The organism is Paraburkholderia sprentiae WSM5005 (assembly GCF_001865575.2).
Classification (GTDB): domain Bacteria; phylum Pseudomonadota; class Gammaproteobacteria; order Burkholderiales; family Burkholderiaceae; genus Paraburkholderia; species Paraburkholderia sprentiae.
Genome location: NZ_CP017561.2, coordinates 3,233,971 through 3,260,884, shown reverse-complemented (window position 1 = coordinate 3,260,884; position 26,914 = coordinate 3,233,971). Strand labels below are relative to the sequence as shown.

Below are 26,914 nucleotides of genomic sequence, written 5' to 3'. Positions count from 1 at the left end.
GCTATGCTGCTGATTCCCGCCATCGACCTGAAAGATGGTCAGTGTGTACGCCTCAAACAGGGCGATATGGACCAGGCGACGATTTTCTCCGAGGAACCGGCGGCAATGGCCCGACATTGGGTCGACCGCGGCGCGCGTCGACTGCATCTGGTCGACCTGAATGGTGCGTTTGCCGGCAAACCGAAAAACGGCGACGCAATCCGCGCGATCATCGACGAAGTGGGTGGCCAGATTCCGGTTCAGCTGGGCGGCGGCATCCGCGACCTGAACACGATCGAGCGCTATCTGGACGACGGTTTGTCGTACGTGATCATCGGCACCGCGGCGGTGAAGAACCCCGGCTTTCTGCAGGACGCGTGCACCGCGTTCGGCGGCCACATCATCGTTGGCCTCGATGCGAAAGACGGCAAGGTCGCGACCGACGGCTGGAGCAAGCTGACCGGTCACGAAGTGGCCGACCTCGCGCGCAAGTTCGAGGACTACGGCTGCGAGTCGATCATCTACACCGACATCGGCCGCGACGGCATGCTGCAGGGTATCAACATCGAAGCGACGGTGCGCCTCGCGCGCGCGGTCAAGATTCCGGTGATCGCGAGCGGCGGTCTGTCGAACCTCGCGGACATCGAATCGCTGTGCGAAGTCGAAGGCGAGGGCATCGAAGGTGTGATCTGCGGCCGCGCGATCTATTCGGGCGACCTCGACTTCGGGGCCGCGCAAACGCTAGCGGACCGGCTGCGCGAAGCGGACGACGCTTAAGCGGCGTCGGCTGCGCGCGCCGGGCAGGTCGCGCGGGCCGCTCATGTGGCGCTCAACTCGGCTCGCGGCGCTGGCTCCCTCGAATCTCGCCAGCTTGCGGCCGGCACCTCCCTCGCGGCGCGACGCAACCGCTCGCGCCGGCACCGTGCCGCTTGCCCGCAAGCGAGCGGCCTCATCAGCGGTATTGGCAGAATTGCACGATCATGGCTCTAGCTAAACGCATCATCCCCTGCCTCGACGTCACCGCGGGCCGCGTGGTCAAGGGCGTCAACTTCGTCGAACTGCGCGACGCGGGCGACCCGGTCGAAATCGCGCGCCGCTACGACGATCAGGGCGCCGACGAACTGACGTTCCTCGACATCACCGCGACCTCGGATCAGCGCGACCTGATCCTGCCGATCATCGAGGCGGTCGCCTCGCAAGTGTTCATTCCGCTGACGGTCGGCGGCGGCGTGCGCGCGGTCGAAGATGTGCGGCGCCTGCTGAACGCCGGCGCCGACAAGATCAGCATGAACTCGTCGGCGGTCGCCAATCCGCAACTGGTGAAGGACGCGACTGACAAATACGGCTCGCAGTGCATCGTCGTCGCGATCGACGCGAAGCGCGTGTCGGCCGACGGCGAAACGCCGCGCTGGGAAGTGTTCACGCACGGCGGGCGCAAGGCCACCGGCCTCGACGCGGTCGAATGGGCGCGCAAGATGGCCGCGCTCGGCGCCGGCGAAATCCTGTTGACCAGCATGGATCGCGACGGCACCAAGAGCGGCTTCGACCTCGCGCTCACGCGCGCGGTCTCGGACGCGGTGCCGGTGCCCGTGATCGCCTCGGGCGGCGTCGGCAATCTGCAGCATCTCGCCGACGGCATCAAGAGCGGTCACGCGGACGCGGTGCTCGCCGCGAGCATCTTCCACTACGGCGAACACACGGTCGGGGAGGCCAAGCGTTTCATGGCCGACCAGGGCATTTCGGTGAGGTTGTGACGTGACGAATTCCTCGGCAGTGAACTGGCTCGACAAGGTCAAGTGGGACGCGAACGGCCTCGTGCCCGTGATCGCGCAGGAAGCGTCGACGAACGACGTGCTGATGTTCGCGTGGATGAACCGCGGGGCGCTCGCGAAGACCGTCGAGACCGGCCGCGCGGTGTATTTCTCGCGCTCGCGCCAACGCCTGTGGTTCAAGGGCGAAGAGTCGGGCCACGTGCAGCATGTGCATGAAGTGCGGCTCGATTGCGACGAAGACGTCGTGCTGCTGAAAGTCGAGCAGGTATCGGGCATCGCGTGCCACACCGGCCGCCACTCGTGCTTTTTCCAGAAATTCGAAGGCTCGGTGGACGACGGCGACTGGCAGGCCGTCGATCCCGTGCTGAAAGACCCCGAACACATCTACAAATGACGCAATCCACGCAAAACCCGTTGCCCGCCACGGCTTCCACGCTCGACACGCTGCTGCGCCTCGCGGCGGTGATCGACAGCCGCAAGGGCGGCGATCCGGACATCTCGTACGTATCGCGCCTGTTTCACAAGGGCGACGACGCGGTGCTGAAGAAGATTGGCGAAGAGGCCACCGAAGTCGTGCTGGCCGCGAAGGACGCGCGCCACGGCGGCGCGCCGAAGGCGCTGGTCGGCGAGGTCGCGGATCTGTGGTTCCACTGCCTCGTAATGCTGTCGCATTTCGATCTGAGCCCCGCCGACGTGATCGCCGAACTCGAGCGACGCGAAGGCTTGTCGGGCATCGAGGAAAAGGCGCTGCGCAAAAGCCTCGAGCGCGAAGAGAACGGCGACTGAGCAACCGGAGCGGAAATCTGGCGTTTGCGCTCGACATCGCGCGCCGCCACCCATATAGCGGTAACCGTACCTTCGGGAGGACGCAAGCATGGAACAGCCGCAAGGAAGCCATCCGCCGCCGGCTTACCGTCACGCGATGGAGCCTGAACGCGAGCGCAGCCTGCGCACACTCACGCACGTGCTGTACGCGCTGTATGCAGTCCACTGGCTGACGGGTGGGCTCACCATTCTGATCGCGATCATCATCAATTACGTCAAACGGCCGGACGTGGCGGGCACGCCGTACGAAGCGCACTTCGAATGGCAGATTCGCACGTTCTGGCTGGGCCTCGTCGGTTACGCGATCGGCGCGTTGCTGCTGCTCGTGGTGATCGGCATTCCATTGCTGTGGGCCGTCAGCATATGGATGTTGTACCGAATTATCAAAGGCTGGCTGTATCTGTACGATAACAAGCCGTTCGCGAATCCGGCCGGTTGGGTCTGAACGCTAGCCGGTCCGCTGGGCGGGCCGGCTTCGGGTCGAACCTCGTCGCGCGCGGCTTCGCTCGCCAAGTTATCCCGCGTCAGGAATATGATGAGTCACGATCCGAACTGTCTTTTTTGCAAGATCGCCGCTGGCGAAATCCCGTCGACCAAGGTCCACGAAGACGACGAGTTCGTCGCCTTCCGCGACATCCGTCCTGCGGCCGAAACGCATGTGCTGGTGATTCCTCGTCGGCACATCGCGACGCTGTCGAACTGCACCGGAAGCGATGCGCCTCTGCTTGGTAGAATGCTTGTCTTGGCCGCGCGACTGGCCGAGCAATTGGGGGTCGCATACAGCGGCGGAGACACGGGCTTTCGCACGGTCATCAATACCGGTCCGGGCGGCGGTCAGGAGGTCTATCACCTGCACTTGCACATTCTCGCGGGACCGCGCCCTTGGCAACGCATGGGCTGAGCGCGGGTTCGCGTGTCATGCGCGCTGCGTGAAACGCGCAAACCGTGGCGGGTTTTGGTCGAGGACAATACCGCCACCGTTGTTTTTACCGCTGTGTAATACCGTCGACGCGATCGTCTCGCCACAATGACATCCGTGAAGACTAGGGGGCGCGCCGCCAGCGAGGCGTGGCGACCTGCGGTAACGTAGAGATACACGGAGAGGGAGCGCACGCGCTTCAGGTTATGCAAATTTGCCGCATCGAGATGCGGCGCCGGGGTTAAGGAGAGTAGTCATGGGTTCATTGAGTATTTGGCATTGGTTGATCGTTCTGTTGATCGTCGCGCTGGTGTTCGGCACGAAGAAGCTGCGCAACATCGGTAGCGACCTGGGCGGCGCGGTGAAGGGCTTCAAGGAAGGCGTGAAGGAAGCCGATTCGCCGTCGGCGGACGCGCAACAGCAGCGCGAGCTGCCGCGCAACGGCGCGGTGGACGTCGAAGCGAAGGAAAAGACGCAGCAATCGAGCGACTACCGCTAAGCCGCGGCGTTCGCGCCGTTCCCGCGTTTCTGACGGACATTCCACTTCATGCTGGACCTCGGTCTAACCAAGATGGCGCTGATCGGCGTCGTCGCGCTGGTCGTCCTCGGGCCTGAGCGCCTGCCGCGTGTCGCTCGCACGGCCGGCGCACTGTTCGGCCGCGCACAGCGGTACATCAACGACGTGAAGGCCGAGGTCACGCGCGAAATCGAGCTCGACGAATTGCGGCGCATGAAGACCGAGTTCGAGAAGGCCGCGAGCAACGTCGAGACGGCGGTTCAGGACAATCTGCGCAAGCATGAGAACGAACTGAACGAAGCATGGAACAGCGGTACGTCGGTGTCGCCGAGTATCGCCGGCGGCGCGCTCGAAGATGCCGGCAGCGGGGTCAGCGGCAGCACCGGTGCGACTTCGTGGCCGGTCACTACGCCGGCCGCCGCACCCAAACGCAAGAACTGGCGCGTCCAGCAGAGCGCCACGCCCACCTGGTACAAACGTGCGAATCTGCGCCGCACGCGCGTGCAGTCGGGCGCCGCGCGCGTTGCGCGGCACACACCTGCCAACCTGCGTCGTCCGACGCGGTTTTTCTGATGTTCAGATCGACAATCTCTAACCGAGGGCCGGTGTGAGCGACCCCCAGCAATCCCAGAACGAAGGCACTGAAGAGACCTTCATTTCCCACCTCGTCGAACTGCGTGACCGCATCATCCGTGCGGGGCTCGCTGTCATCGTCGTGTTTATCGGGCTCGTGTACTGGGCGCCGGACATCTTCAGACTGCTCGCGCGTCCGCTGATGATGAATCTGCCGAAGGACGGCAAGATGATCGTGACCGACGTCACCGGCTCGTTCTTCGTGCCGATGAAGGTGACGATGCTGGTCGCGTTCGTGATCGCGCTGCCGGTCGTGCTGTACCAGATCTGGGCGTTCGTCGCGCCAGGGCTCTATCAGCACGAGAAGAAGCTGGTCGCGCCGCTGGTCGCGAGCAGCTACACGCTGTTCCTGTGCGGCATGGCGTTCGCGTACTTCGTCGTGTTTCCGACCATCTTCCGCGTGATGGCGCACTACAATGCGCCGCTCGGCGCGGAGATGACGACCGATATCGACAATTACTTGAGCTTCGTGCTGACGATGTTCATCGCGTTCGGCGTCACATTCGAGGTTCCGATCGTCGTCGTACTGTTGGTGCGGATGAATGTGCTGACGCTGAAGAAGCTGAAGGAGATTCGTCCGTATGTGATCGTCGGCGCGTTCGTGGTATCGGCCGTCGTCACGCCGCCGGACGTGTTTTCGCAGCTGATCCTCGCGATTCCGCTGATCCTGTTGTACGAGGCGGGCATCATCGCGGCGCGGCTGATCGTCGGCAAGCAGCCGGTGATCGTGGAGGATGTGAGTCCGCCGTCGAGTTGAGGTGTCGGGAGCCGGTCTCGTGCGTCAAATGAAAAGGGCAGTCCATCGCGGACTGCCCTTTTTCGTTGCGCGAAGCCGCAGCCTTAATCTCACCCGCCCTCGTCGTCCGGCTGATCGCCACTGTTGTCGTCATCCGCCTGTTTGGGCGGCGGCGGGCGTTTGCCGATCATCACGTCGAGATCGAGCTGATGACCCTTGCGCACTAGATGCACCTTGGCTGCCGTGCCCGGCTTGATCTGCGCGATCACGTTCAGTAGACGCGTGGTATCGGTGATCTGTTGGCCGTTCACGCTCGTCAGGATGTCGCCCGGCTTGATGCCCGCGCGGTCCGCCGGCCCGCTTTTCAGCACGCCCGCGACGATCGCGCCCGACTTCTGGTCGAGCCCGAACGACTCGGCGATTTCCGGCGTCACGTCCTGCGGTTCGACGCCGATCCAGCCGCGCGTGACCGTGCCGGTCGTGATGATGCTTTCGAGCACGCTGCGCGCGGTCGACACCGGAATCGCGAAGCCGATGCCGAGCGAGCCGCCCGAGCGCGAGTAGATGGCTGTGTTGATGCCGAGCAGGTTGCCGTTCACGTCGACGAGCGCGCCGCCCGAGTTGCCGGGGTTGATCGGTGCGTCGGTCTGGATGAAGTTTTCGAACGTATTGATGCCAAGATGGTTGCGGCCCAGCGCGCTGACGATGCCCATCGTCACGGTTTGTCCGACGCCGAACGGATTGCCGATCGCGAGCACGACGTCGCCGACTCGCGTCTGGTCCATCCGGCCGAGCGTGATGGTGGGCAGATTGGTCATGTTGACCTTGAGCACGGCCAGATCGGTTTCGGGGTCGATGCCGATGACCTTCGCGCTGGCGGTGCGGCCGTCGGCGAGCGCGATTTCGATCTGATCGGCGCCGTCGACGACGTGCTGGTTCGTTAGAATGTAACCTTCCGAACTCACTATCACGCCTGAGCCGAGATTCGAGGCAGGCTGCTCCTGCTGCTTGCGATTGTTCCTGTCGCCGAAGAAGTAGCGGAACAGCGGATCTTTGGCGCGCGGGTCGGGAGGCAGTGAGCCATCCTTGCTGGAGAACACGTTGACGACCGCGGGCATGGCCTTTTGCGCCGCTTCGGCATAGGACGTTTCGGCGTGGCCCGTGCCGATGCCTGGCGCCACTTCCCGCAGCGCGACGATCGGTTCGACGAGTTGTCTGCCGAACTGTCCTTGACGCTGCAACCACTGCGGTTTGAGGGTCGCAATGATGAACATCAGCGCCAACAGCACCGTCACCGCTTGGGCAAATAACAGCCAGAAGCGTCTAAGCATCTGAAGACTAGAGGTCTATATGGATCGGATCGAACTTGAATTGTACTTGAACAATCTCCTCGAAACCGCGCGCTTCAAGGACTATTGCCCGAACGGACTGCAGGTCGAGGGGCGCCGCCGGATCCACAAACTCGCGACCGGCGTGACCGCGTCGGTGGCCTTTCTGGAGGCCGCGCTGGACTGGGGCGCGGACGCCGTGTTGGTCCATCACGGCTACTTCTGGCGCAACGAGGCGCCGCAGATCACCGGCCGCAAACATGCTCGTTTGAAGCTGCTGCTCGCCAACGACCTGAACCTGTTCGCCTATCATCTGCCGCTCGACGATCATCCGGAGTTCGGCAACAACGCGCAGATCGGCGAAAAGATGGGCTGGATCAGCGACGCGCGGTTTGGCGACAACAGTCTGGGCTGGCTCGCCACCTTGCCGATGCGGATCACCTTGTCGCACCTGAGCGCGGAAATCGAGCAGACGCTGGGGCGCACGCCGCTCGTGTTCGGCGATCCGGATTTCGAACTGCGCCGCGTCGGCTGGTGCACGGGCGCAGCGCAAGGCATGTTCGACGCGGCGATCAACGCGGGCGCCGACGTTTACGTGACCGGCGAGGTGTCGGAGTCGGTCATGCACACGGCGGCGGAAAGCGGCGTCGCGTTTCTGGCGGCCGGCCACCACGCGACGGAACGCTTCGGCGTGCAGGCGGTGGGCAAGCATCTGTCCGAATCGTTCGATCTCGAACACCTGTTTATCGATATCCCCAATCCCGTTTGAATTGCAGATTGCATTCACGAAGAAAAAGGTAGGAATACCGTAGAAGGCGCTTAAAAGGAGATACGAAAAAGTTTGCGATCGGTACGGACAAACCCTGAGTTATCAAGGGCTTCGCACGGTTTTTGGCAATCGGCCCTTGTAAATGGCGACTCCATTCGAGCAAACTAGCGGCGGTAGAAGCGACGTGAAGGAAAAATCCAACTCAGAAGTGGGGCGTGTGATGCGAGACAAAGAAGAGGAACGCGTCGATGGCAGCCGCCGTAACTGGCTGGTGGCTACGACCGTAGCAGGCGGTATAGGAGGTGTTGCCGTTGTCGTACCCTTTGTTAGTTCGTTTGCACCATCCGAAAAGGCCAAGGCCGCGGGTGCCCCGGTCGAAGTCGATATCAGCAGTCTGAAGCCCGGCGACATGATGACCGTCGCCTGGCGCGGCAAGCCGGTGTGGGTCCTCAACCGCACCGACCGCATGCTCGCCGACGTGCAGAAGGCCGACAACATGGTCGCGGATCCGCACACGAAGAACCCCTTCTCGATGCCGCTGCCGGACTACTGCAACAACGAATTCCGCTCACGCGCCGAGAACAAGCATCTGCTCGTCGCCGTCGCCGTTTGCACGCATCTGGGCTGCACGCCGACGCCGCGCTTCCAGGAAGGCCCGCAGCCCAACCTGCCCGACGACTGGCCCGGCGGCTTCCTGTGCCCGTGCCACGGCTCGACCTACGACTTGGCCGGCCGCGTCTTCAAGAACAAACCCGCTCCGCAGAACCTCGACATCCCGCGCTTCATGTTCACGTCGGCGACCGCCCTCGTGATCGGGAAGGACGAAAAAGGAGAAGCGTAATGGCGAGCGAACACGAAGTAGAGACGACCGGGCTGGCTGGTTGGATCGACCGGCGCTTCCCGATGACTTCCACATGGAAGAAGCACGCTTCCGAATACTACGCGCCGAAGAACTTCAACTTCTGGTACTTCTTCGGTTCACTTGCGTTGCTGGTGCTGGTCAACCAGATCGTCACCGGGATTTTTCTGACGATGAACTACAAGCCCGACGCGACGCTTGCGTTTTCGTCGGTCGAGTACATCATGCGCGAGGTGCCGTGGGGCTGGCTGATCCGTTATATGCACTCGACGGGCGCGTCGATGTTCTTCGTCGTCGTGTATCTGCACATGTTCCGCGGGCTCATGTATGGCTCGTATCGCAAGCCGCGCGAGCTCGTGTGGATTTTCGGCTGTCTCATCTTCCTGTGCCTGATGGCCGAGGCGTTTTTCGGGTACCTGCTGCCGTGGGGCCAGATGTCGTTCTGGGGCGCGCAGGTGATCGTCAACCTGTTCTCGGCGATTCCGTTCATCGGGCCGGATCTGTCGCTATGGATTCGCGGTGACTACGTCGTGTCCGACGTCACGCTGAACCGCTTCTTCGCATTCCATGTGATCGCAATTCCACTCGTGCTGGTCGGCCTCGTGATCGCGCACCTTGTCGCGCTGCACGAAGTCGGCTCGAATAACCCGGACGGCATCGAAATCAAGGCCAAGAAGGGACCGGATGGCGTGCCGCTCGACGGCATTGCGTTCCACCCGTACTACTCCGTGCACGACTTCATGGGTGTGACGATCTTCCTGCTGATCTTCGCGGCGATCCTCTTTTTCGCGCCGGAAATGGGCGGGTACTTCCTCGAAGCCAATAACTTCATTCCCGCGAATCCGCTGCAGACGCCGCCTGAAATCGCGCCGGTGTGGTACTTCACCGCGTTTTATGCGATGTTGCGCGCCACCACCGATCCATTCAAGATCGTGCTGATGATCGTCATCGCGCTGCTGGGGCTGCTCGCGCTGGTGCGGGCGCGCGGCAAGTGGCGGCTGGGTCTTCCGGTGCTCGCGGTGTTGGTGATTGTCGCGATGGTGTTCACCGAATCGAAGTTCTGGGGCGTCGTGGTGATGGGCAGCGCGGTGGTTTCGCTGTTCTTCCTGCCGTGGCTCGATCGCTCGCCCGTCAGGTCGATCCGCTACCGGCCGTTTTTCCACAAGGTTTTCTTCGGGATCTTCGTGCTCGCGTTCCTCACGCTCGGCTTCCTCGGCACGCGACCGCCCTCACCGGCCGCGACGCTGATCGCCCAGATCTGCGCGCTGATCTACTTCGCGTTTTTCCTCGGCATGCCTTTCTGGACGCGGCTTGGCAAGTTCAAGCAGCCGCCGGAAAGGGTGCGGTTCAAGCCTCACTAATCGCGAGCCAGGAGAACACGAAGATGAAAAAGCTGCTTTCGATGTGCGCGCTGATCGGCGCGGCCGTGCTCACCCTATTGGCCGTTCCGGTCCACGCGGACGAGAATTTCCCGCTCGACCGCGCGCCGGACACCACGAACAACTTCGCTTCTTTGCAGCGCGGCGCGCAATTGTTTGTAAACTACTGCCTGAATTGCCACAGCGCGAACCTGATGCGCTACAGCCGCCTCACCGATCTCGGCATCACGCCGAGCGAAATTCAGGCGAACCTGCTGTTCACCACCGACAAGGTCGGCAACACGATGACCGTGGCGATGCGCCCGGAGGATGCGAAAGCGTGGTTCGGCGCGGCGCCGCCGGATCTGTCGGTGGAGGCGCGGGCGCGCGGCACGGACTGGCTATACACGTATCTGCGCAGTTTTTACCGCGACGATACGCGGCCGACCGGCTGGAACAATCTGGTGTACGAAAACGTGAGCATGCCTCATGTGCTGTGGCAGCTTCAGGGGCAGCGCGCGGCGAAATTCGGCGATGAAACCGACGAAAGAACCGGCGAAACGGTACACAAATTCCTTGGTTTCCAGCAACTGACTCCTGGGACGATGTCGCCGGTAGATTATGATTCTGCTGTGGCCGATCTCGTGTCGTACCTGTCATGGATGTCCGAACCGACGCAGCAAACCCGCAGGCAACTTGGCGTGTGGGTGCTGTTGTTCCTCGGTATCCTGAGCTTTTTCGCCTGGCGACTGAACGCCGCGTACTGGAAACATATCAAATAATCACGTCGTTACACGGCGTGGGGCCGGCGCCAGGAAAGACTGCTGAACGGTTTTTCCGCGCGCTGGCCCTTCAGCTTTTTGAGGAAACGTAAACATGATGGTTCTGTATTCCGGCACTACTTGCCCGTTCTCCCAGCGTTGCCGGCTGGTGTTGTTCGAAAAGGGCATGGACTTCGAGATCCGCGACGTCGACCTGTTTAACAAGCCGGAAGACATTGCCGTGATGAATCCGTACGGTCAGGTGCCGATTCTCGTCGAACGGGACCTGATTCTGTACGAATCGAACATCATCAACGAGTACATCGACGAGCGCTTCCCGCACCCGCAACTGATGCCCGCCGATCCGGTGCAGCGCGCGCGTGCCCGCCTGTTCCTGCTCAACTTCGAGAAAGAGCTGTTCGTCCACGTCGGCACGCTCGAAAACGAGAAGGGCAAGGCCGCGGAGAAAAATCACGAGAAGGCGCGCCTCGCAATCCGCGATCGTCTCACTCAGCTCGCGCCGATCTTCCTGAAAAACAAGTACATGCTCGGCGAAGAGTTCTCGATGCTCGACGTCGCGATTGCGCCGCTTTTGTGGCGCCTCGACCACTACGGTATCGAGCTGTCGAAGAACGCCGCGCCGCTGATGAAATACGCCGAGCGCATTTTCAGCCGCCCGGCTTATATCGAAGCGCTGACGCCGTCGGAAAAGGTGATGCGTCGTTGAGTTTGGCTTTGGCGCGCGGGCGCCGCATCGCCTTGATGCGCGCCCGCGCCCGCAAGAGGACTGTTGATGCAAGAGATTTCCACGAAGCCTTATCTGCTACGCGCGCTTTACGAGTGGTGCACGGATAACGGCTACACACCGCACATCGCGGTGCGGGTCGACAATCAGACGCGCGTACCGCGTCAGTTCGTGCGCGACAACGAGATCGTGTTGAACATCAGCTTCGAGGCGACTAGCCAGCTGCAGATGGGCAATGAGTGGATCGAGTTCAACGCGCGCTTCTCCGGCAAGTCGCACAAGATCGAGGTGCCGGTCGCCAATATCCTCGCGATCTACGCGCGCGAAAACGGCCAGGGCATGGCGTTCCCGGTCGAATCGGCGGGCGGCGAGGCGCAGGATTCGGGCGCGGATGCCGCGGACGAAGCCGATGCGCCGGCGGCCCCGCGTGTGGTCGAAACTGCGCGGGCCGACCCGGCCGTGGCCGCGGATGCCGACGACAACCCGCAGCCCGACGACGATGGCTCGAAAGGCGGCGGGAGGGCTCGCCTTAAGATCGTGAAATGAAGTAGAATCACGGCCTCATGCCGGCTTAGCTCATCAGGTAGAGCGCTTGACTTGTAATCATGAGGTGGCGGGTTCGAGTCCTGCAGCCGGCACCAGATTGCTCTATCAGCAGTAACTGAAAACCCCGTCGAGGCGCACGCTTCGACGGGGTTTTTCTTTTTTCTGCGTTAAACCACCGAGCCAGTTCGATTTACCTCCCGTCGTCCACAAGCAGCGTGAGCCCGCGCGCGGCATGCCGGACCGAGCGCTGCCCGATTGCCACGGCGGTTTTTCTCGACTTTGGCTTCTGCCGGTAACAGACTAGCGCAGCGTCAGGTGAGCCGCTCGACGGCCCAAAATCCACGATATCTCTTTCACCTTGTCGATTGTGGACGTTTTAGTCTACGTCTTGCACGTCTTAAACTCACCTCATCATCCTCACCGAGGCGTGCCCCGCCGAGAATCCGCAAGGCAGCGGTACGGTACTATTCGTGCGTCGCCCGGATGGCCGGCAGCTACCGGACCTTCTGTCCGCTGTCGCGGTCCACGTAGCCGGCGACGTCACATCCATTCCATTGCACCATGACCAGCCCCGCAACTCTCACCTGGCCCGAAGCCGACGGCCCGCGCACGTCGCGCTGGCGTTCCGAAGCGGCCGTGCCGCCGCCGAAGCGCGTCGTCGTCGCCGACGACCGCACCACCGCCGATTCGGCCTACCGCCTCGCGTGCGAAGGCACCGCGCTGCTGTGGCACGGTGACTTTCAGAATGCGCGCCAACTGCTGCAGGCAGTCACGCGCCGGCTTGAACGCAGGCCGCGCAAGCAGGGAGCGACGCCGCTCGACGCGTTCAACCTGCATCGGCAGGCACAGTCGCAGCGCGCGCGCACGCTCGGCATGATCCTGATTCCGCTCGATGCCGACTACGGCATTGCGCTGCGTCGCGCGCCCGACGTGCGGCAGGCCTGCATCGAAGCGTATGGACCGGCGAGCGGTGAGGCGTCGGTCGTATCGTTGCGCGAATTGCTCGGCTTGATCGGCGCGCACGAATGGCGCAAGAAGGGCGTCGAGATCGCCGCGCTCGGCGACCGCATCCATCCGCACTATGGCGTCTTTTCACCGGTACGCGGCGAGTATGTCGATCTGGTCGCGCGCATGCCGCTGCCCTCGCTCGACCTCGCATTCGATATCGGCACCGGCACCGGGGTGCTCGCCGCGCTGCTGGCCAAGCGTGGCGTGCGCAAAATCGTCGCGACGGATCAGGATTCGCGCGCAATTGCGTGTGCTCGTGAAAACCTCGCGCGCCTCGGCTACGGCGAGCAGGTCGAGATCGTGCAGGCCGATCTGTTCCCGGACGCACGGGCGCCGCTCGTCGTCTGCAATCCGCCGTGGGTGCCGGCGCGGCCCGCGTCGCCGCTCGAACACGCGGTCTACGATCCTGACAGCCGCATGCTGCTTGGCTTCCTGAACGGCCTCGGGGATCATCTGACGCCGGGCGGCGAGGGTTGGCTGATCATGTCGGATTTCGCCGAGCATCTCGGGCTGCGCACGCGCGAGTGGCTGCTGGCGGCGATCGAGCACGCAGGTCTGAACGTCGTGGGACGCGAGGACATTCGCCCGCGGCATCCGAAGGCCAGCGATCAGAACGATCCGCTGTACGATGCGCGCGCGGCCGAGGTGACGTCGTTGTGGCGGCTCAAGGTGCGGTGACGGCGATTGCGCGGCTCATGCCGACGCGCCGCGCGCTTGCAGATACGCGCATGCGCCTTGGCCAGCCACCCGTCCGCTGGCAAAACAGGCGGTCAGCAGATAGCCGCCGGTCGGCGCTTCCCAATCGAGCATTTCCCCCGCGCAGAATGCGCCAGGCATCCGCTCGATCATCAGATGCGGGTCCAGTGCCTCGAACGGGATTCCGCCCGCGGTGCTGATCGCTTCGTCGATCGGTCGCGCGCGCAGGAGCCGCACCGGCAGCGCCTTGATCGCATGGGCGAGGCGGTGCGCATCGGCGAATGCCTCCTTCGCCAGGATCTCGTGCAATAACGCCAGCTTGAGCCCGCCGATTCCAATCCGCCCATGCAGATGACTCGCGATCGAGCGCGAGCCGCGCGGCCGCGTCACTTCCTCGACGACCCGCTCGAGCGGCAAGCCCGGCGCGAGATCCAGCGAGATCGTGACTTCGCCGTCGACCAGAATGCGCTCGCGAATCGGCGCGGACAACGCGTAAATCAGGCTCCCTTCGAGGCCCGTTTCGGTCAAAAGTATTTCACCTTGTCGATGGTGGACTTTTGCGTCTACGTCGGTGAGCGAAATCGCGACCGGCTTGATCGGCTGACCGGCGAAACGCTCGCGCAGATACGGGCTCCAGTCCGCGTCAAAGCCGCAGTTCGCGGGACGTAACGGCGTCACCGGCACGTCGCGCGACGTCATCAGCGGCACCCACGCGGCGTCGGAGCCGAGGCGCGGCCAGCTGGCGCCGCCGAGCGCGAACACGACCGCGTCGCAGCTCACCGCTTGTTGACCATCGGGCGTGTCGAAGCGCAGCCCATGCGCGGCGTCGCCTGCCGGGATCGACGCCCAGCCGCTCCACTTGTGACGCATATGGAATTGCACGCCCGCTGCGCGCAGCCGATGCAGCCACGCGCGCAGCATCGGCGCGGCTTTCATGTCGGACGGGAACACGCGCCCCGAACTGCCGACGAACGTCTCAACGCCCAACTCGCGCAGCCACGCGCGCAGCGCGTCGGGACCGAACGCGTCGAGCAACGGCGCGATGTGCGCGCGTCGTGCGCCGTAGCGCTCGAGAAACGGCTCGAGGGGTTCCGAATGCGTGATGTTCATGCCGCCTTTGCCCGCCATCAGGAATTTGCGACCCACCGACGGCATCGCGTCATACACGTGGACTTGCACGCCGCGCCGGGCAAGCGTCTCGGCGGCCATCAGGCCGGCAGGGCCGCCGCCGATCACGGCGACGCGGGCGGAATCAAGCGAGGATGGCATCGGGTTCAGCGGGGGAAAATGGCGGTGCGTCGTGGCGACCGGGCGGACGGACGACGTGAAGGGCGCTATTGTCACACCGCGCGCGGTGTGCGGCAAACGCCGCCGGAGGCGGCCGAACCCTGCTCGGTGCAGGCAAGCAGGCGGCAATTGAGCCAGGCGGTGGGGCTCGATCGCCCCAGGCCGGAAAATACTGCATTCAGTCTTTCTCCCGGCCGTTGCGCATCGCATTCACCGCTTGGCTCGCGCGGCACGCGATCTATACTTTTCAAATCCCTTCCATCGGACGCCGTTCGCGTCGTTCCTTGCGCCAATTCCCGATCACGTCACTTCGGACGCAGCCGCTGCGGCGCGTCGGACCCCTGCCGCCCGTCGGCAGCCGACGCGCATCGCGTGTTGAATCGGTGGAAGGGTCGATCGTCTGGTTCAAGGAGGTTGCCATGGTTCGCAAATATATCGACTGTCGCGAGTTTCCGAGCGAAATGAACTGCACTGTCGCGATGTCCGCCGACAGCGACAGCGAATTGCTCGAAGCCGCGGTTCAGCATGCCGTCAGCGTTCACAAGCACGCGGATTCGCCGGAGCTGCGCGCGCAGCTGAAGACGCTATTTCATGAGGGAACGCCGCCCGCCGAGGCGCCGCGCGCGTGAGACGACCGTGGAGGGAAAGTGCGGAAGCCCGCGTCGTGAGCGGCATAGCCGCTCGCGCGCGGTCGTGTTGCGGAGCAGCGTGAGTGTTGCGGTGACGCCGGAGACGCGATACCAGTCTATCCTGAGCAACGCGGCGAAGCGCTAACCCGGGTAGGCTTCGTCGACCTTCAGCCCGGCGAGCTTGAAGATCACCCGTAGCGTCTGGGGTTTGATGTCGCGCCGCGACGCAAGGGTCGTCATCACGAAGTCGAGCACCTTGGCGTACTTGAGCATCGTCAGGCAGGTTTCGAGGTCGACGTTGCCGTCGCGCATGACCTCGGCGAGCCGCAGCATTTCCGTCGAAATGTCGCGTGCCATCTCCAGCTCGAGTTGCTGCTTCTCCGACCATGCCGGCGCGGCGGTGAGCTTCGCCAGCATTTCCTGAAATTTCTGTTCGACGTTTCCGTTGGGTACCGTATCCATTGCCGCCTCTACTGTGATCGTCCGAGCGCGAGCCGTTGCTCAGCTGGCTCGCTGCTGGTTACGTAATGTTCGGCCCGGTTCCGGGACCGCTCTCCCCACATGCATCCGGCTCGCGTATCCGGTCGCACGGCCGGACAGCCGCTGTTTTCGGCGCCACGGCTTGCACCCCGCAGACTGAGCCGGCGCGCGAGCTGTTTTTCAGCCATCCTCGAGACGTTTTCACGCATCGCCTGTCGAGCAGAAAGTGTTCCCAGTGACCGCCTACCTCGCGTGATTCGCGGGGCGTGCTCGCTGGGAGTGCCGCACTTTGGGTAAACTGGCAGCAACATTTCCCTTTTTCCGTCATCTGTCGCACGTTCGCACTGCAATTGATGGCGGCTCATACGATGTCCGGCAAAACCCACGAAATCCGTCCCAACCAGTCCGTCGAACTGCTCAAGGAACTCCACATCCTCACGCGCGACGGCAAGATGAATCAGGACAGCCGTCGCAAGCTGAAGCAGGTCTACCATCTGTTCCAGTTCATCGAGCCGCTGCTCGAGGACGTGAAGAACCGGCAGGGGTCGCTGACGCTCGTCGATCACGGCGCTGGCAAGTCATATCTCGGTTTTATCCTTTACGACCTGTTTTTCAAGGAGTTTCAGGACGTCGCTGGTGGGGCTTCGCACATTTACGGCATTGAAACGCGCGAAGAACTGGTGACGAAGTCCGAAGAGCTGGCGGCGCGGCTCGGCTTCAAGGGGATGTCGTTTCTGAATCTGTCGGTGGCCGAGTCGATCACGTCGACGCGCCTGCCCGCCGAAATCGACGTCGTGACCGCACTGCACGCGTGCAATACCGCCACCGACGACGCGATTCGCTTCGCGCTCGAAAAACACGCGAAGTACATCGTCGTCGTGCCGTGCTGTCAGGCAGAGGTGGCCGGCGTGCTGCGGCAAAACAAAGGCCGGGCGCTGAAGGACGCGCTGACGGAAATGTGGCGTCACCCGCTGCACACGCGCGAATTCGGCAGCCAGATCACGAATGTGCTGCGCTGCCTTCAACTCGAAGCCCATGGCTATCAGGTCACTGTGACCGAGTTGGTCGGTTGGGAACACTCGATGAAAAACGAGTTGATCATCGCGCAGTACAAGGATTTGCCGCGGCGCCGGCCGGCCGAGCGACTCGGCGAAGTGCTGGACACCCTCGGGCTCGATGCGCTGAAGGAGCGGTTTTTCGTGCCCGGCTGACGCGCGGCTCAGCGCTTCATCAACGCATCCCAGCCCGCGAGGCCGACGCGCCGCAGCGTCTCCTGGTTGCGCTCGTAAATCTGCTCCGCGTCGGGAAAGGCCCGCACGGCCCGCTCGATGCTGTCCTCCCGCAGCAGATGCAGGATCGGATAGGGCGCCCGGTTGGTGTAGTTCTCGATATCGTCGGGCTCGCTGTCTTCGAACTGGTAACGCGGATGAAAGCTCGCGATCTGGATGACGCCTTCGAGCCGCAACTGCTGGATCAGCCGGTCGGCGAAGAACAGGCAATCGTTGAAGTCGAGAAAGTCGCCGAACGCGCGCGGCAGGATCAGCAGCGTCGTGTCGATGACAGCGGGGTCGGCGGCGACGAGCGTCTGCAGTTCGCCTTCCAGATCGATCAGCACCGCTTCGAGCGTGTCCGCCTCGGTGACCGTGTAGCGGATCTGCCCCTTCACATGCACGGCCTTCGCGAACGGACAGAGGTTCAGGCCGATCACGGCCTCAGTCAGCCAGTGACGGGTCGCGGCGATAACGGCATCATGGGATTCGGCGGGCAACGGCATGGCGGGCGGACGCGGCGGGGAAAGCGTAATTTTAATGGACTCGGCCGACCAACCGGTTCAGCTAGCCCGCGTCTCGCCGCAAGCGGCCGCAATCAACTGTGCGGCGACTTTCGGCGCGGCGAGGATCGGCCCGCAGCTCGGCCCATAAGTCTGGCTCGCCGCGTACACGCCCTCGATCAGCAGCCCGAGCGCATCGGCGAGTGCATGCGGATCGCCGGCGCCGGCCGCCGTCGACAGTTCGAGCAGGCGCGCCATCAAGCGCTGCTTGTTGCGGAAGACGAACTGCCGCGCCGGATGCGCGGTATCCGAAAACTCCACCGCCACATTCACGAACGGGCAGCCGCGGTAGTCGTCGACCGAGGCGCGCACCGCGAGGTCGTCGAAGTACTGTTGAAGCTGCTTCGCCGGTTGGCCCGGATGCTTGGCGAAACTCTTCTCGACGTAGCCAAAGAACTGCTCGTCCTTCTGCTCCAGATAGGCCATGACAAGCTCGTCCTTCGACGAAAACTGCCGGTACAGGCTCATCTTGTTCACCCCCGCGCGCTGGACCACAGCGTCGACGCCGACCGTGCGCACGCCCTCGCGATAGAACAACTCACTGGCGGCGCGCAGCAGATGCTGCTGCGCCTGCGGTCCGGCGGTCTGCGCACCGCGCGCGCGCCGGGAGCGGGTGGAGGCGGGCTTGAGAGTTTGGCTGTGGGACATGGCAGGTCACCCGAATGAAATTGACGCCTTGACATGTTACCGACCAGTAACTAACATCGCAACACTATTGTGACCGACCTGTCACAAGTCATCCACCGACACCGAAATAATACGAACGACGCCGCCACCCGGGCGCGTTGATGGGAGAACCGATGAACTGGGCTGCGCGACTGATAGGCGGACGATTCCACTACGGCTGGTTGACCGTCGCCGTAGTGTTCCTGGTGTTGCTCGCGGCGGCGGGCACCCGCGCGACACCGAGCGTGATGATGGTGCCGCTCGAGCACCAGTTCGGCTGGAGCCGCGCAACGATTTCGCTGGCGATCTCCGTGAACATCGCGCTGTACGGGCTGATGGGGCCGTTCGCGGCCGCCGCGATGCAGCGCTTCGGCGTACGGCCGACGCTGCTCGCCGCGCTCGGCACGATGGCCGCGGGCGTCGCGCTGTCGTCGCTGATGACGCATCCGTGGCAGATGGTGCTGATCTGGGGCGTGATGGTCGGCGGCTCGACCGGGGTGGCCGCGCTGTCGCTGTCGGCGACCGTCGTGACGCGCTGGTTCACCACGCGTCGCGGGCTCGTGATGGGCATCCTGACCGCCAGCTCGGCGACCGGCCAGCTAGTGTTCCTGCCGCTGCTCGCGGCCATCGCCGAGCATCACGGCTGGCGCCAGGTCGTGTGGGTCGTCGCGCTCGCGGCGGGCGTCGTGATTCCGCTCGTCGCATTCCTGCTGCCCGAGCATCCGGCCAGCATGCAACTGCGCCCGTACGGTGAACCGCACGATGCGCCCATCACCACGACCGTGACGAAGCAGAACCCGCTTGCAATCGCGTTCGGCACGCTCGCGTCGGCGAGCAAAACGCGCGACTTCTGGCTGCTGTTCTTCAGCTTCTTCATTTGTGGCGCGAGCACCAATGGCTATGTCGGCACTCATCTGATCGCGATGTGCGGCGACTACGGGATGACCGAAGTGCAGGGCGCGTCGCTGCTTGCGGCGATGGGCGTGTTCGACCTGTTCGGCACGACGATGTCCGGTTGGCTGTCGGACCGCTTCAATAGCCGCGTGCTGCTGTTCTGGTACTACGGGCTGCGGGGTCTGTCGTTGATGTATCTGCCGCATGCGTTCGGCATCGACTTTTTCGGCCTGCCGCTGTTTGCGGTGTTCTACGGCCTCGACTGGATCGCCACCGTGCCGCCGACCGTGCGTCTCGCCACCGACGTCTACGGCAAGGAGTCGGCCCCGATCGTGTTCGGCTGGGTGGTGGCGGGACACCAGCTCGGCGCGGCATTCGCGGCGCTCGGCGCGGGCATGCTGCGCGCGAGCCTTGGCACGTACACGGTGGCGTCCATGATTTCCGGCGGCTTGTGTCTGGTCGCGGCGGTGATCGTGCTGCGCATCAACCGCCCGGCCAAAGTGCCGACGCCACAGACAATCTGACTGAGGCGCCCTCGCGAGCCGCGCAGATTCACCGTCATGGAAGCGACAACGCACGGCCCCGCAACTTGGAGCGCGCCTCGAAAGCCCGTTATTCTATGTGGCCCTGGGCAGCCGCCCGGCGATCATGAATTTTCACCGAGAGAAGCGCATGGCTAACAAACCCGCCTCCACCGAAGTTGCCATTCACGAACTGATTGCAGGCCGCTGGAGCCCGCGCGCGTTTTCGAGCGAGCCGGTGAGCCGCGACCAGTTGCGCGCCGTGCTCGAAGCGGCGCGCTGGGCGCCGTCTTCGTACAACGCGCAGCCCTGGCGTTTTGTCGTCTTCGATCGCAGCGTCGACGAAGTCGCGTTCAAGAAGGCTTTCGCCACGCTGGTGCCGTTCAACCAGGGCTGGAACGCTCGCGCGCCGGTACTGATCGCGGTGACCGCGCACACGCTGACCAACAAGGGCGACGTGAACCGTTGCGCGTTTTATGACGCGGGCGCGGCGGCGATGTCGCTGGTGCTGCAGGCGCACGCGCTGGGCCTTGCGGCGCATCAGATGAGCGGCTTCGACGTGAAAGCGTTGCGCACCGCCTTCGAATTGCCGAACGACGTCGAGCCGATCGCGATGATCTCGCTCGGCCATTACGGCGACGTCGATAAACTGGACCCGGTCTTGCGCGAACGTGAGAAGGCGCCGCGTCAGCGCGCGGCGCTCGCGGATATCGTGTACGCAGGCGGCTGGAAGAAGGCGTTCTGAGCGAGGGATTCGCGGCGCTTGCCGAGTGACTTCGCGCCAAGCGAAAAAAGCAACGAGCGACGCAGCGGTTAGCCACGCGCGGCACGGTCCGCGCGTTTTACATGCGGCGCCGTTCGCGCCGCCTAACCGTCCGCCACGCTCGACAGCGGCGCCGCCACGTGCTCGAGCGATTTGCGCTCCGCGTCGACACCCCAGATCGCCGCGACGACTGCCGCCGCGAGCATCAACGCCGACCCGACCAGATAGCCTAGGAACACCTCGCTGCGCTGATGCGTATCGATCAGCCGGCCGAAAAACGCCGGCCCGATGATGCCGCCGAGCGCGGTGCCGAACGCATAGAAGACCGCGATCGCAAGCGCGCGGATTTCGAGCGGAAACGATTCGCTCACAGTCAGGTAGGCGGAACTCGCGGCGGCCGACGCGAAGAAGAAAATCACCATCCAGGCAACCGTCTGCGTGACCACGGTGAGCAATTGCTGCTCGAACAGATAGCCCGACAGCGTCAGCAGGATCGCCGACATCGCGTACGTCGCGGCGATCATCTTGCGTCGGCCGACTACGTCGAATAGCCGCCCGAGCACGAGCGGTCCCAGGAAGTTGCCGAGCGCGAAAGGCAGCAAATACCACCCGATGTCGCCGCCCGGCACGTGATAAAAGTCCGTGAGGACGAGCGCGTAGGTGAAAAAGATCGCGTTGTAGAAGAAGGCCTGCGCGGTCATCAACGTCAGACCGACCAGCGCGCGGCGCCGGTGCAGGTTGAACAGCGCGTGGAACACTTCGCGCAACGGCGTATGGTCGCGCGCGCGCAGGCGCAGGCGCGTGAGGGCGTCGTCGGCGAGCGCGTGGCCGGCGTCGCGAAAACGCGTCTCGATCCCCTCGACGATGGTGCGCGCGTCGCGCTCGTCGCCATGCGTGAGCAGCCAGCGCGGGCTTTCGGGGATCCAGATGCGCATCGGCAGAATCGCTAGCGCGAGCACGGCGCCGATGAAAAAGCACGCGCGCCAACCCCAGTCCGCCGGCAGCAGATGCGGATCGAGCAGCACCAGAGAGCCCGCCGCGCCGATCCCCGCGCCGACCCAGAAGGTCCCGTTGATGCCGAGATCGGTCCAGCCGCGCACGCGCGCCGGCGTAAATTCCTGGATCGTCGAGTTGATCGCCGTGTATTCGCCACCGATACCCGCGCCGGTCAGAAAGCGAAACAGCATGAAGCTCATAAGATTCCATGACAGCGCGGTCGCCGCGGTCGCGGCCAGATAGAGCGTCAGCGTGATGAAAAACAGCTTGCGCCGGCCGAGCCGGTCGGTCAGCCAACCGAAACCGAGCGCGCCGAGCACCGCGCCGGCAATGTACGCGCTGCCCGCGAGGCCGACGTCGGCGTTCGAAAAGCGCAACGCCGGGCTGGTTTTCAGCGCGCTCGCGACCGCGCCGGCGAGCGTCACTTCGAGGCCGTCGAGCAGCCAGGTCACGCCGAGGGCGACCACGATCAGCGTATGAAAGCGGCCCCACGGCAGGCGGTCCAAGCGCGACGGCAGATCGGTCTCGATCAGCGTGGTCTGGTGGTCGTCGACGGCGGCGGTGGGCGGCACGCTCATGACGCGGGCTCTCCTCGATGGCGAAATGGGGCGGCATATCCGGTCCGCCGCAGCAAGAGCCGTTCCGCGGCAGGATTTCAAACCATCTTGCGGCGGTTCCGACAGCTTCAGTTGATGCTGCGGGAGTTTTCGTGATACAAAGCCGCTCCCCTTTCTGTGCGCGCCAGCCGTGAGCGGCCATTCCTGCCATGAACTATTGCGCGATTGACTTCGGTACTTCCAATTCGGCCGTTGCTATTCCGAGCGGCCCGCAGTTGAAGCTGGCGCCGGTCGAGGGCGGATATACGACGCTGCCGACCGCGGTCTTCTTCAATACCGACGAAAACACCAGCGAATTCGGCCGTGCGGCGCTCGCCGCCTACATCGACGGTTTCGACGGCCGGCTGATGCGCTCGATGAAAAGCATTCTCGGCTCGCCGCTCGCAGAGCAAACGACCGATCTCGGCGATGGCAGCGCGATCAAGTACACCGACGTGATCGCGACGTTCCTGACTCACCTGAAGCGCGCGGCCGAAGCGAGCGCCGGCGGCGCAATCGACCGCGCGGTGCTGGGCCGACCGGTGTTCTTCGTCGACGACGACCCGCGCGCCGACCAGATGGCGCAGCAACAGCTCGAAGCCGCTGCGCGCGCGGTCGGCCTGCGCGACATCCACTTTCAGTATGAACCGATCGCGGCGGCGTTCGACTACGAATCGCATCTGAGCGCCGAGGGGCTTGTGCTCGTCGCGGACATTGGCGGCGGTACCTCGGACTTTTCGCTCGTTCGTGTGGGGCCAGAACGGATGAATCGCGTCGAGCGCAAGGACGACGTGCTCGCGCACCACGGCGTGCATGTCGCGGGCACGGACTTCGACCGCCGCGTCGAACTCGTGACGATTCTGCGCGAGCTCGGCTACCAGTCGCTCGATCCGCATGGGCGCGAAATCCCGAACCGGATTTATTTCGATCTCGCGACGTGGCACCTGATCAACACCGTCTACACGCCGAAGCGCGTCAGCGAACTCGCGCTGATGCGGCACCTTTTCACGGAAACGAAGCACCACGACCGGCTGATGCGCGTGGTCGAGCAGCGCTTCGGGCACGCGCTCGCCGCGCATGCGGAAGAGGCCAAGATCGGGGTAGCGGCGGGCGGCGAGACCGCGATCGATCTCGAGGAGGTGGAAGCGGATTTGCGTCTCGCGTTCGACGAAGCGCAACTCGTGAAGGCCGGCGAGGAGGAAACGCGACGCATCGTGCAGGCCGCGCGCGACACGGTGCAGGCATCGGGGGTCGCGCCGCGTGACCTCGACGCGATCTATTTCACCGGCGGCTCGACGGGCCTCGCCTTTCTGTCGAGCGCGATCGCTGCGGCGTTTCCGGACGCGCAGGCCGTGTTCGGCGATCGTCTCGCGAGCGTGGCGACCGGACTGGGTATTCATGCGCGGCGCGTGTTCGGATAATCGAAAATAATCGACAGATAATCCGCCGCGAATTGCGAAGTTACGCGAATTGAATTGGCGGATTTGGATTAGCCGCTGGTAATAAAAAACCCCGCCGAGGCGGGGTTTTTTTGCGTCCAGAAGGAAGCGCGGAGCTTACACCGGCTTGATGTTAGCCGCTTGCTTGCCCTTCGGGCCCGTCTTCACTTCAAACGTGACCTTCTGGTTTTCTTGCAGCGTCTTGAAGCCTTCCGTGCGAATTTCCGAGAAATGCGCGAACAGATCTTCACCGCCGCCGTCGGGAGTGATGAAGCCAAAGCCCTTAGCGTCATTGAACCACTTGACGGTACCGGTTTCCATATTACTTTTTCCTAAAAATGGTGAATAAGGCCGAAGCCCGGGGGTGCATGAAAATCAAGGAAGGGGTAATGGGACCAACCGGAGTACCGTTGATGGGCGACCTACGAAAGAACCACTTCACTCGCCACTTGAAATCCTGCCCGAACGTTATACGGCGAATTCGGACGAACGTCAACTGTTGGCACGAAAGTTTGTCGGACGGGTACGAAAATTCCTTACAAAGCTTGCGCATTTGGCCAAGTGTTTGCTAGGGAGAACCCTTGGTTGATCTGCGGTTTCGCTGCAGTGATACGGTGCAACCGTTACACTACGCGCCGCGCGTCGGTTGCACCTATTCCGCACCGGACGCGCTTACATGCGCGTCACCCGTTTCCACCGCCACGAGCGATGTTACCGGTGCCGACATGGTTCTGATTTAGGAGAAGACGTGAAAAGTTCTATACAACGGAACATCGGGCCATTCGCGCTGATGCTGACCGGTCTGGGCTCGATCATCGGATCGGGCTGGCTGTTCGGCGCGTGGAAGGCCGCAAAAATCGCCGGTCCGGCCGCGATTTGCGCGTGGATCATCGGCGCGGTCGTGATTCTCGCGATTGCGCTGACCTATGCGGAGCTCGGCGCGATGTTTCCGGAATCTGGCGGGATGGTGCGCTACGCGCGCTACTCCCACGGCGCGCTGGTCGGTTTCATCAGCGCGTGGGCCAACTGGATTGCGATCGTGTCGGTGATCCCGATCGAGGCCGAAGCATCGATTCAATACATGAGTACGTGGCCCTATCCTTGGGCGCATGCGCTCTTCGTCAACGGGTCATTGACCACCAACGGCCTGCTGTTGTCCGCCGCGCTCGTCATCATCTACTTCCTGCTCAACTACTGGGGCGTCAAGCTGTTCGCGCGCGCCAACTCGGCAATCACGATCTTCAAGTTCCTGATCCCCGGCGCGACGATCGTCGGTCTGATGATGACCGGCGTCCACACGGAGAACTTCGGTCAGACCACCACATTCGCGCCGTACGGTTGGTCGGCCGTGCTGACCGCGGTCGCGACGAGCGGCATCGTGTTCGCGTTCAACGGTTTCCAGAGCCCGATCAACCTGGCCGGTGAAGCGCGCAATCCGGCCAGGAGCGTGCCGTTCGCCGTGATCGGCTCGATCCTGCTCGCGCTCGTGATCTACGTGCTGCTGCAGATCGCCTACATCGGCGCCGTGAATCCGGCCGACGTGATGAAGGGCTGGAGCCACTTCAGCTTCGCTTCGCCGTTCGCGGAACTGGCGATCGCGCTGAACCTTAACTGGTTGGCGATCCTGCTGTACGTCGACGCGTTCGTGAGCCCGAGCGGCACCGGTACCACCTATATGGCGACCACGACGCGGATGATTTACGCGATGGAGCGCAACAACACGATGCCGAAGATTTTCGGCCAGGTGCATCCGTTCTATGGCGTGCCGCGTCCGGCAATGTGGTTCAACCTGTTCGTGTCGTTTCTTTTCCTGTTCTTTTTCCGCGGCTGGAGCTCGCTCGCGGCGGTGATCTCGGTCGCGACCGTGATCTCGTACCTGACCGGTCCGATCAGCCTGATGGCACTGCGTCGCGCGGCAATGGATCTCGAGCGCCCGCTGCACATCGCCGGTATGAAGGTGATCGCGCCGTTCGCGTTCGTCTGCGCGTCGCTGATCCTGTACTGGGCGAAGTGGCCGCTGACCGGCGAAATCATTCTGCTGATGGTTGTCGCGCTGCCGGTGTACTTCTACTTCCAGGCGAAGTCGGGCTTCGAGGGTTGGGGCCGTGATTTGAAGGCCGCCTGGTGGCTGGTCGCGTATCTGCCGATCATGGCGATCCTGTCGCTGATCGGCAGCAAGGAATTCGGCGGCTTCGGCATTCTGCCGTACGGCTGGGACATGCTGGTCGTGATCGCCTTCGCGCTGGTGTTCTACTTCTGGGGCGTGAACAGCGGCTATCGTTCGGAGTATCTGGACGAGCGGCTCGTGCACGACGAAGTACTCGAAGGCATCGGCGCGCACTGAGCGCTGATCGAAACCGAAGGATCCGCTCGACGCAGATCTTTCGCGTTAGACAAAAAGCCCGCCTGCTCGATGAGCAGGCGGGCTTTTTATTGGCCTTTGTGCTCGAGCCGGCGCCAGATCAGGCCGTGCCGAACACGTAGTTCGTCATCGCGAGCGAGCGCTGGAAGGTGCCGAGCGACTGGATCGCGAGCGAATAGTCGTCGTCGGCGGCGCCGAGCGCGGCGAACACCGGCAACAGATGCTCGTCGGTCGGGTGCATCAGCACCGCATGCGGCGCCTGCCGGCGATAGTCGAGCAGCGCGTCGATATCGCGCGCGACGAGCTTGTCCTCGAACCAGTCGGTGAATTCCCTCACGCGCGGATCGGCGTCTTCGGGGCGCGCGGAGAAATCGGCGGCGCGCAGATTGTGCGTGATCTGGCCGGAGCCGATCACCATCACGCCTTCGTCTTTCAGCGCGCGCAGCGCGCGGCCGATGCGGAAATGATGCGCGGCGTCCTTGTGCGGCTGAATCGATAGTTGCGCGATCGGCACGTCCGCTTGGGGGAACATCAGCAGCATCGGCACCCATGCGCCGTGGTCGAGTCCGTGCAGCTGCACGTCCGCGACGACGCCGCTCGCGCCGAGCAGTGCAGCGGCGCGGCGCGCGACGTCGGGCGCGCCCGGCGCAGGGTAGCGGATTTCGTAGAGCTGGCGCGGAAAACCGTAAAAATCGTGGATCGTTTCAGGCGCCGCCGCGATGCTCGCGAGCGGCTGCGTGGTGCCCCAGTGCGCCGACAACATCAGGATGGCTTCGGGACGCGGCAATTGCGCGCTAAGCGAGCCGAACTCGGCGGACGGCATCGACGGATCGATCGGCAGCGTAGGCGCGCCGTGGGACAGGAAAAGCGAAGGTAAGCGGTTCATGGCGGCAACGCGGCGTGAAGACACGGCACGAGGAATTGGACTACCACCAATATAGGTCCGCACGCCAGCTTGATAAATGGGTGCGCGTGGAATTGATTGTGTCGCGGCCGTTG

General features: G+C 63.4%; 30 protein-coding genes and 1 tRNA gene. 23 read left to right on the top strand and 8 right to left on the bottom strand.

Annotated features, from left to right (window positions below; all coding sequences use genetic code 11):
* The first annotated feature begins 3 nt into the window (after positions 1–3).
* From hisA to tatC, 9 genes are all read left to right on the top strand, one after another.
* Positions 4–756, top strand: a complete 753-nt coding sequence (gene hisA / locus BJG93_RS14870; protein ID WP_027199018.1) for a 1-(5-phosphoribosyl)-5-[(5-phosphoribosylamino)methylideneamino]imidazole-4-carboxamide isomerase — start codon at positions 4–6, stop codon at positions 754–756.
* A gap of 203 nt (positions 757–959) precedes the next feature.
* Positions 960–1,733, top strand: a complete 774-nt coding sequence (gene hisF / locus BJG93_RS14865) for an imidazole glycerol phosphate synthase subunit HisF (RefSeq protein WP_027199017.1) — start codon at positions 960–962, stop codon at positions 1,731–1,733.
* 1 nt (position 1,734) lies between these two features.
* Positions 1,735–2,145: a phosphoribosyl-AMP cyclohydrolase gene (gene hisI, locus BJG93_RS14860; RefSeq protein ID WP_027199016.1), complete on the top strand. Its 411-nt coding sequence runs from the start codon at positions 1,735–1,737 to the stop codon at positions 2,143–2,145.
* Positions 2,142–2,537: a phosphoribosyl-ATP diphosphatase gene (locus tag BJG93_RS14855; RefSeq protein WP_027199015.1), complete on the top strand. Its 396-nt coding sequence runs from the start codon at positions 2,142–2,144 to the stop codon at positions 2,535–2,537. Before hisI ends, BJG93_RS14855 begins: the two co-directional genes overlap by 4 nt.
* An 88-nt stretch (positions 2,538–2,625) precedes the next feature.
* Complete coding sequence (locus BJG93_RS14850; RefSeq protein WP_027199014.1) at positions 2,626–3,021, top strand: DUF4870 family protein; 396 nt, start codon at positions 2,626–2,628, stop codon at positions 3,019–3,021.
* Positions 3,022–3,111: 90 nt separating this feature from the next.
* Positions 3,112–3,477: a histidine triad nucleotide-binding protein gene (locus BJG93_RS14845; protein ID WP_027199013.1), complete on the top strand. Its 366-nt coding sequence runs from the start codon at positions 3,112–3,114 to the stop codon at positions 3,475–3,477.
* A gap of 274 nt (positions 3,478–3,751) precedes the next feature.
* Positions 3,752–3,994 (top strand): Sec-independent protein translocase subunit TatA, encoded by a 243-nt coding sequence (gene tatA, locus BJG93_RS14840; protein ID WP_027199012.1) that lies wholly within the window; start codon positions 3,752–3,754, stop codon positions 3,992–3,994.
* A gap of 48 nt (positions 3,995–4,042) precedes the next feature.
* Entirely contained in the window at positions 4,043–4,585 is a 543-nt protein-coding gene (tatB, locus tag BJG93_RS14835; protein ID WP_027199011.1) for a Sec-independent protein translocase protein TatB, read from the top strand.
* A gap of 34 nt (positions 4,586–4,619) precedes the next feature.
* Positions 4,620–5,402, top strand: coding sequence for a twin-arginine translocase subunit TatC (tatC, locus tag BJG93_RS14830; RefSeq protein WP_027199010.1), 783 nt, complete (start codon positions 4,620–4,622; stop codon positions 5,400–5,402).
* An 89-nt stretch (positions 5,403–5,491) separates the two neighbouring features.
* Here the strand turns inward: tatC and BJG93_RS14825 are convergent, their stop codons facing one another.
* Positions 5,492–6,712: a Do family serine endopeptidase gene (locus BJG93_RS14825; protein ID WP_027199009.1), complete on the bottom strand. Its 1,221-nt coding sequence runs from the start codon at positions 6,710–6,712 to the stop codon at positions 5,492–5,494.
* A gap of 19 nt (positions 6,713–6,731) precedes the next feature.
* Between BJG93_RS14825 and BJG93_RS14820 the strand changes: the two genes are divergently transcribed.
* The 8 genes from BJG93_RS14820 (at position 6,732) to BJG93_RS14785 (ending at position 13,433) form a co-directional block, all read left to right on the top strand.
* Complete coding sequence (locus tag BJG93_RS14820) at positions 6,732–7,478, top strand: Nif3-like dinuclear metal center hexameric protein (protein WP_027199008.1); 747 nt, start codon at positions 6,732–6,734, stop codon at positions 7,476–7,478.
* A 220-nt stretch (positions 7,479–7,698) separates the two neighbouring features.
* A complete protein-coding gene (petA, locus tag BJG93_RS14815) occupies positions 7,699–8,319 on the top strand; it encodes a ubiquinol-cytochrome c reductase iron-sulfur subunit (protein WP_027199007.1) in 621 nt (206 codons plus the stop codon).
* Positions 8,319–9,698 carry a cytochrome b gene (locus BJG93_RS14810; protein ID WP_027199006.1) on the top strand — a complete coding sequence of 460 codons (1,380 nt, stop codon included), beginning with the start codon at positions 8,319–8,321 and terminating at the stop codon, positions 9,696–9,698. Before petA ends, BJG93_RS14810 begins: the two co-directional genes overlap by 1 nt.
* Positions 9,699–9,721: 23 nt before the next feature.
* Positions 9,722–10,477: a cytochrome c1 gene (locus BJG93_RS14805; RefSeq protein ID WP_027199005.1), complete on the top strand. Its 756-nt coding sequence runs from the start codon at positions 9,722–9,724 to the stop codon at positions 10,475–10,477.
* A gap of 94 nt (positions 10,478–10,571) precedes the next feature.
* On the top strand, positions 10,572–11,183 hold the full coding sequence (locus tag BJG93_RS14800; RefSeq protein ID WP_006052302.1) for a glutathione S-transferase N-terminal domain-containing protein: 612 nt from the start codon (positions 10,572–10,574) through the stop codon (positions 11,181–11,183).
* Between the two features lie 66 nt (positions 11,184–11,249).
* Positions 11,250–11,747 (top strand): ClpXP protease specificity-enhancing factor, encoded by a 498-nt coding sequence (locus BJG93_RS14795; protein WP_027199004.1) that lies wholly within the window; start codon positions 11,250–11,252, stop codon positions 11,745–11,747.
* Between the two features lie 19 nt (positions 11,748–11,766).
* Positions 11,767–11,842, top strand: a tRNA-Thr gene (locus BJG93_RS14790).
* A 466-nt stretch (positions 11,843–12,308) separates the two neighbouring features.
* Entirely contained in the window at positions 12,309–13,433 is a 1,125-nt protein-coding gene (locus BJG93_RS14785) for a methyltransferase (protein WP_027199003.1), read from the top strand.
* A gap of 15 nt (positions 13,434–13,448) precedes the next feature.
* On the opposite strand, the gene BJG93_RS14780 is transcribed toward BJG93_RS14785, so the two are convergent.
* Entirely contained in the window at positions 13,449–14,720 is a 1,272-nt protein-coding gene (locus BJG93_RS14780) for a TIGR03862 family flavoprotein (protein WP_027199002.1), read from the bottom strand.
* Positions 14,721–15,157: 437 nt separating this feature from the next.
* On the opposite strand from BJG93_RS14780, the gene BJG93_RS14775 reads away from it, so the two are divergent.
* Positions 15,158–15,367: a DUF1059 domain-containing protein gene (locus BJG93_RS14775; RefSeq protein ID WP_027199001.1), complete on the top strand. Its 210-nt coding sequence runs from the start codon at positions 15,158–15,160 to the stop codon at positions 15,365–15,367.
* Positions 15,368–15,508: 141 nt separating this feature from the next.
* Here the strand turns inward: BJG93_RS14775 and BJG93_RS14770 are convergent, their stop codons facing one another.
* Complete coding sequence (locus BJG93_RS14770; RefSeq protein WP_026225718.1) at positions 15,509–15,829, bottom strand: type II toxin-antitoxin system HicA family toxin; 321 nt, start codon at positions 15,827–15,829, stop codon at positions 15,509–15,511.
* Between the two features lie 386 nt (positions 15,830–16,215).
* Here BJG93_RS14770 and BJG93_RS14765 point away from each other — a divergent pair, with 386 nt between their 5' ends.
* Positions 16,216–17,058, top strand: coding sequence for a class I SAM-dependent methyltransferase (locus BJG93_RS14765; protein ID WP_027199000.1), 843 nt, complete (start codon positions 16,216–16,218; stop codon positions 17,056–17,058).
* Between the two features lie 8 nt (positions 17,059–17,066).
* Here BJG93_RS14765 and BJG93_RS14760 read toward each other — a convergent pair whose 3' ends face one another.
* Positions 17,067–17,621, bottom strand: a complete 555-nt coding sequence (locus BJG93_RS14760; RefSeq protein ID WP_027198999.1) for a DUF1415 domain-containing protein — start codon at positions 17,619–17,621, stop codon at positions 17,067–17,069.
* A 57-nt stretch (positions 17,622–17,678) separates the two neighbouring features.
* Positions 17,679–18,326, bottom strand: coding sequence for a TetR/AcrR family transcriptional regulator (locus BJG93_RS14755; RefSeq protein WP_027198998.1), 648 nt, complete (start codon positions 18,324–18,326; stop codon positions 17,679–17,681).
* A gap of 152 nt (positions 18,327–18,478) precedes the next feature.
* Here BJG93_RS14755 and BJG93_RS14750 point away from each other — a divergent pair, with 152 nt between their 5' ends.
* Both BJG93_RS14750 and BJG93_RS14745 read left to right on the top strand, forming a co-directional pair.
* The gene (locus BJG93_RS14750) at positions 18,479–19,762 is read left to right on the top strand and encodes an MFS transporter (protein WP_027198997.1); all 1,284 of its coding nucleotides are present in this window, start codon (positions 18,479–18,481) and stop codon (positions 19,760–19,762) included.
* A 148-nt stretch (positions 19,763–19,910) separates the two neighbouring features.
* A complete protein-coding gene (locus BJG93_RS14745; RefSeq protein ID WP_027198996.1) occupies positions 19,911–20,504 on the top strand; it encodes a nitroreductase family protein in 594 nt (197 codons plus the stop codon).
* A 122-nt stretch (positions 20,505–20,626) separates the two neighbouring features.
* On the opposite strand, the gene BJG93_RS14740 is transcribed toward BJG93_RS14745, so the two are convergent.
* Positions 20,627–22,096: an MFS transporter gene (locus BJG93_RS14740; RefSeq protein ID WP_027198995.1), complete on the bottom strand. Its 1,470-nt coding sequence runs from the start codon at positions 22,094–22,096 to the stop codon at positions 20,627–20,629.
* A gap of 188 nt (positions 22,097–22,284) precedes the next feature.
* Between BJG93_RS14740 and BJG93_RS14735 the strand changes: the two genes are divergently transcribed.
* On the top strand, positions 22,285–23,535 hold the full coding sequence (locus tag BJG93_RS14735) for an Hsp70 family protein (RefSeq protein ID WP_027198994.1): 1,251 nt from the start codon (positions 22,285–22,287) through the stop codon (positions 23,533–23,535).
* A 135-nt stretch (positions 23,536–23,670) separates the two neighbouring features.
* On the opposite strand, the gene BJG93_RS14730 is transcribed toward BJG93_RS14735, so the two are convergent.
* On the bottom strand, positions 23,671–23,874 hold the full coding sequence (locus tag BJG93_RS14730; protein ID WP_007180251.1) for a cold-shock protein: 204 nt from the start codon (positions 23,872–23,874) through the stop codon (positions 23,671–23,673).
* Between the two features lie 427 nt (positions 23,875–24,301).
* On the opposite strand from BJG93_RS14730, the gene BJG93_RS14725 reads away from it, so the two are divergent.
* Complete coding sequence (locus BJG93_RS14725; RefSeq protein WP_027198993.1) at positions 24,302–25,897, top strand: APC family permease; 1,596 nt, start codon at positions 24,302–24,304, stop codon at positions 25,895–25,897.
* Positions 25,898–26,015: 118 nt separating this feature from the next.
* On the opposite strand, the gene BJG93_RS14720 is transcribed toward BJG93_RS14725, so the two are convergent.
* Positions 26,016–26,801: a DODA-type extradiol aromatic ring-opening family dioxygenase gene (locus BJG93_RS14720; RefSeq protein ID WP_027198992.1), complete on the bottom strand. Its 786-nt coding sequence runs from the start codon at positions 26,799–26,801 to the stop codon at positions 26,016–26,018.
* Positions 26,802–26,914: the final 113 nt, after the last annotated feature.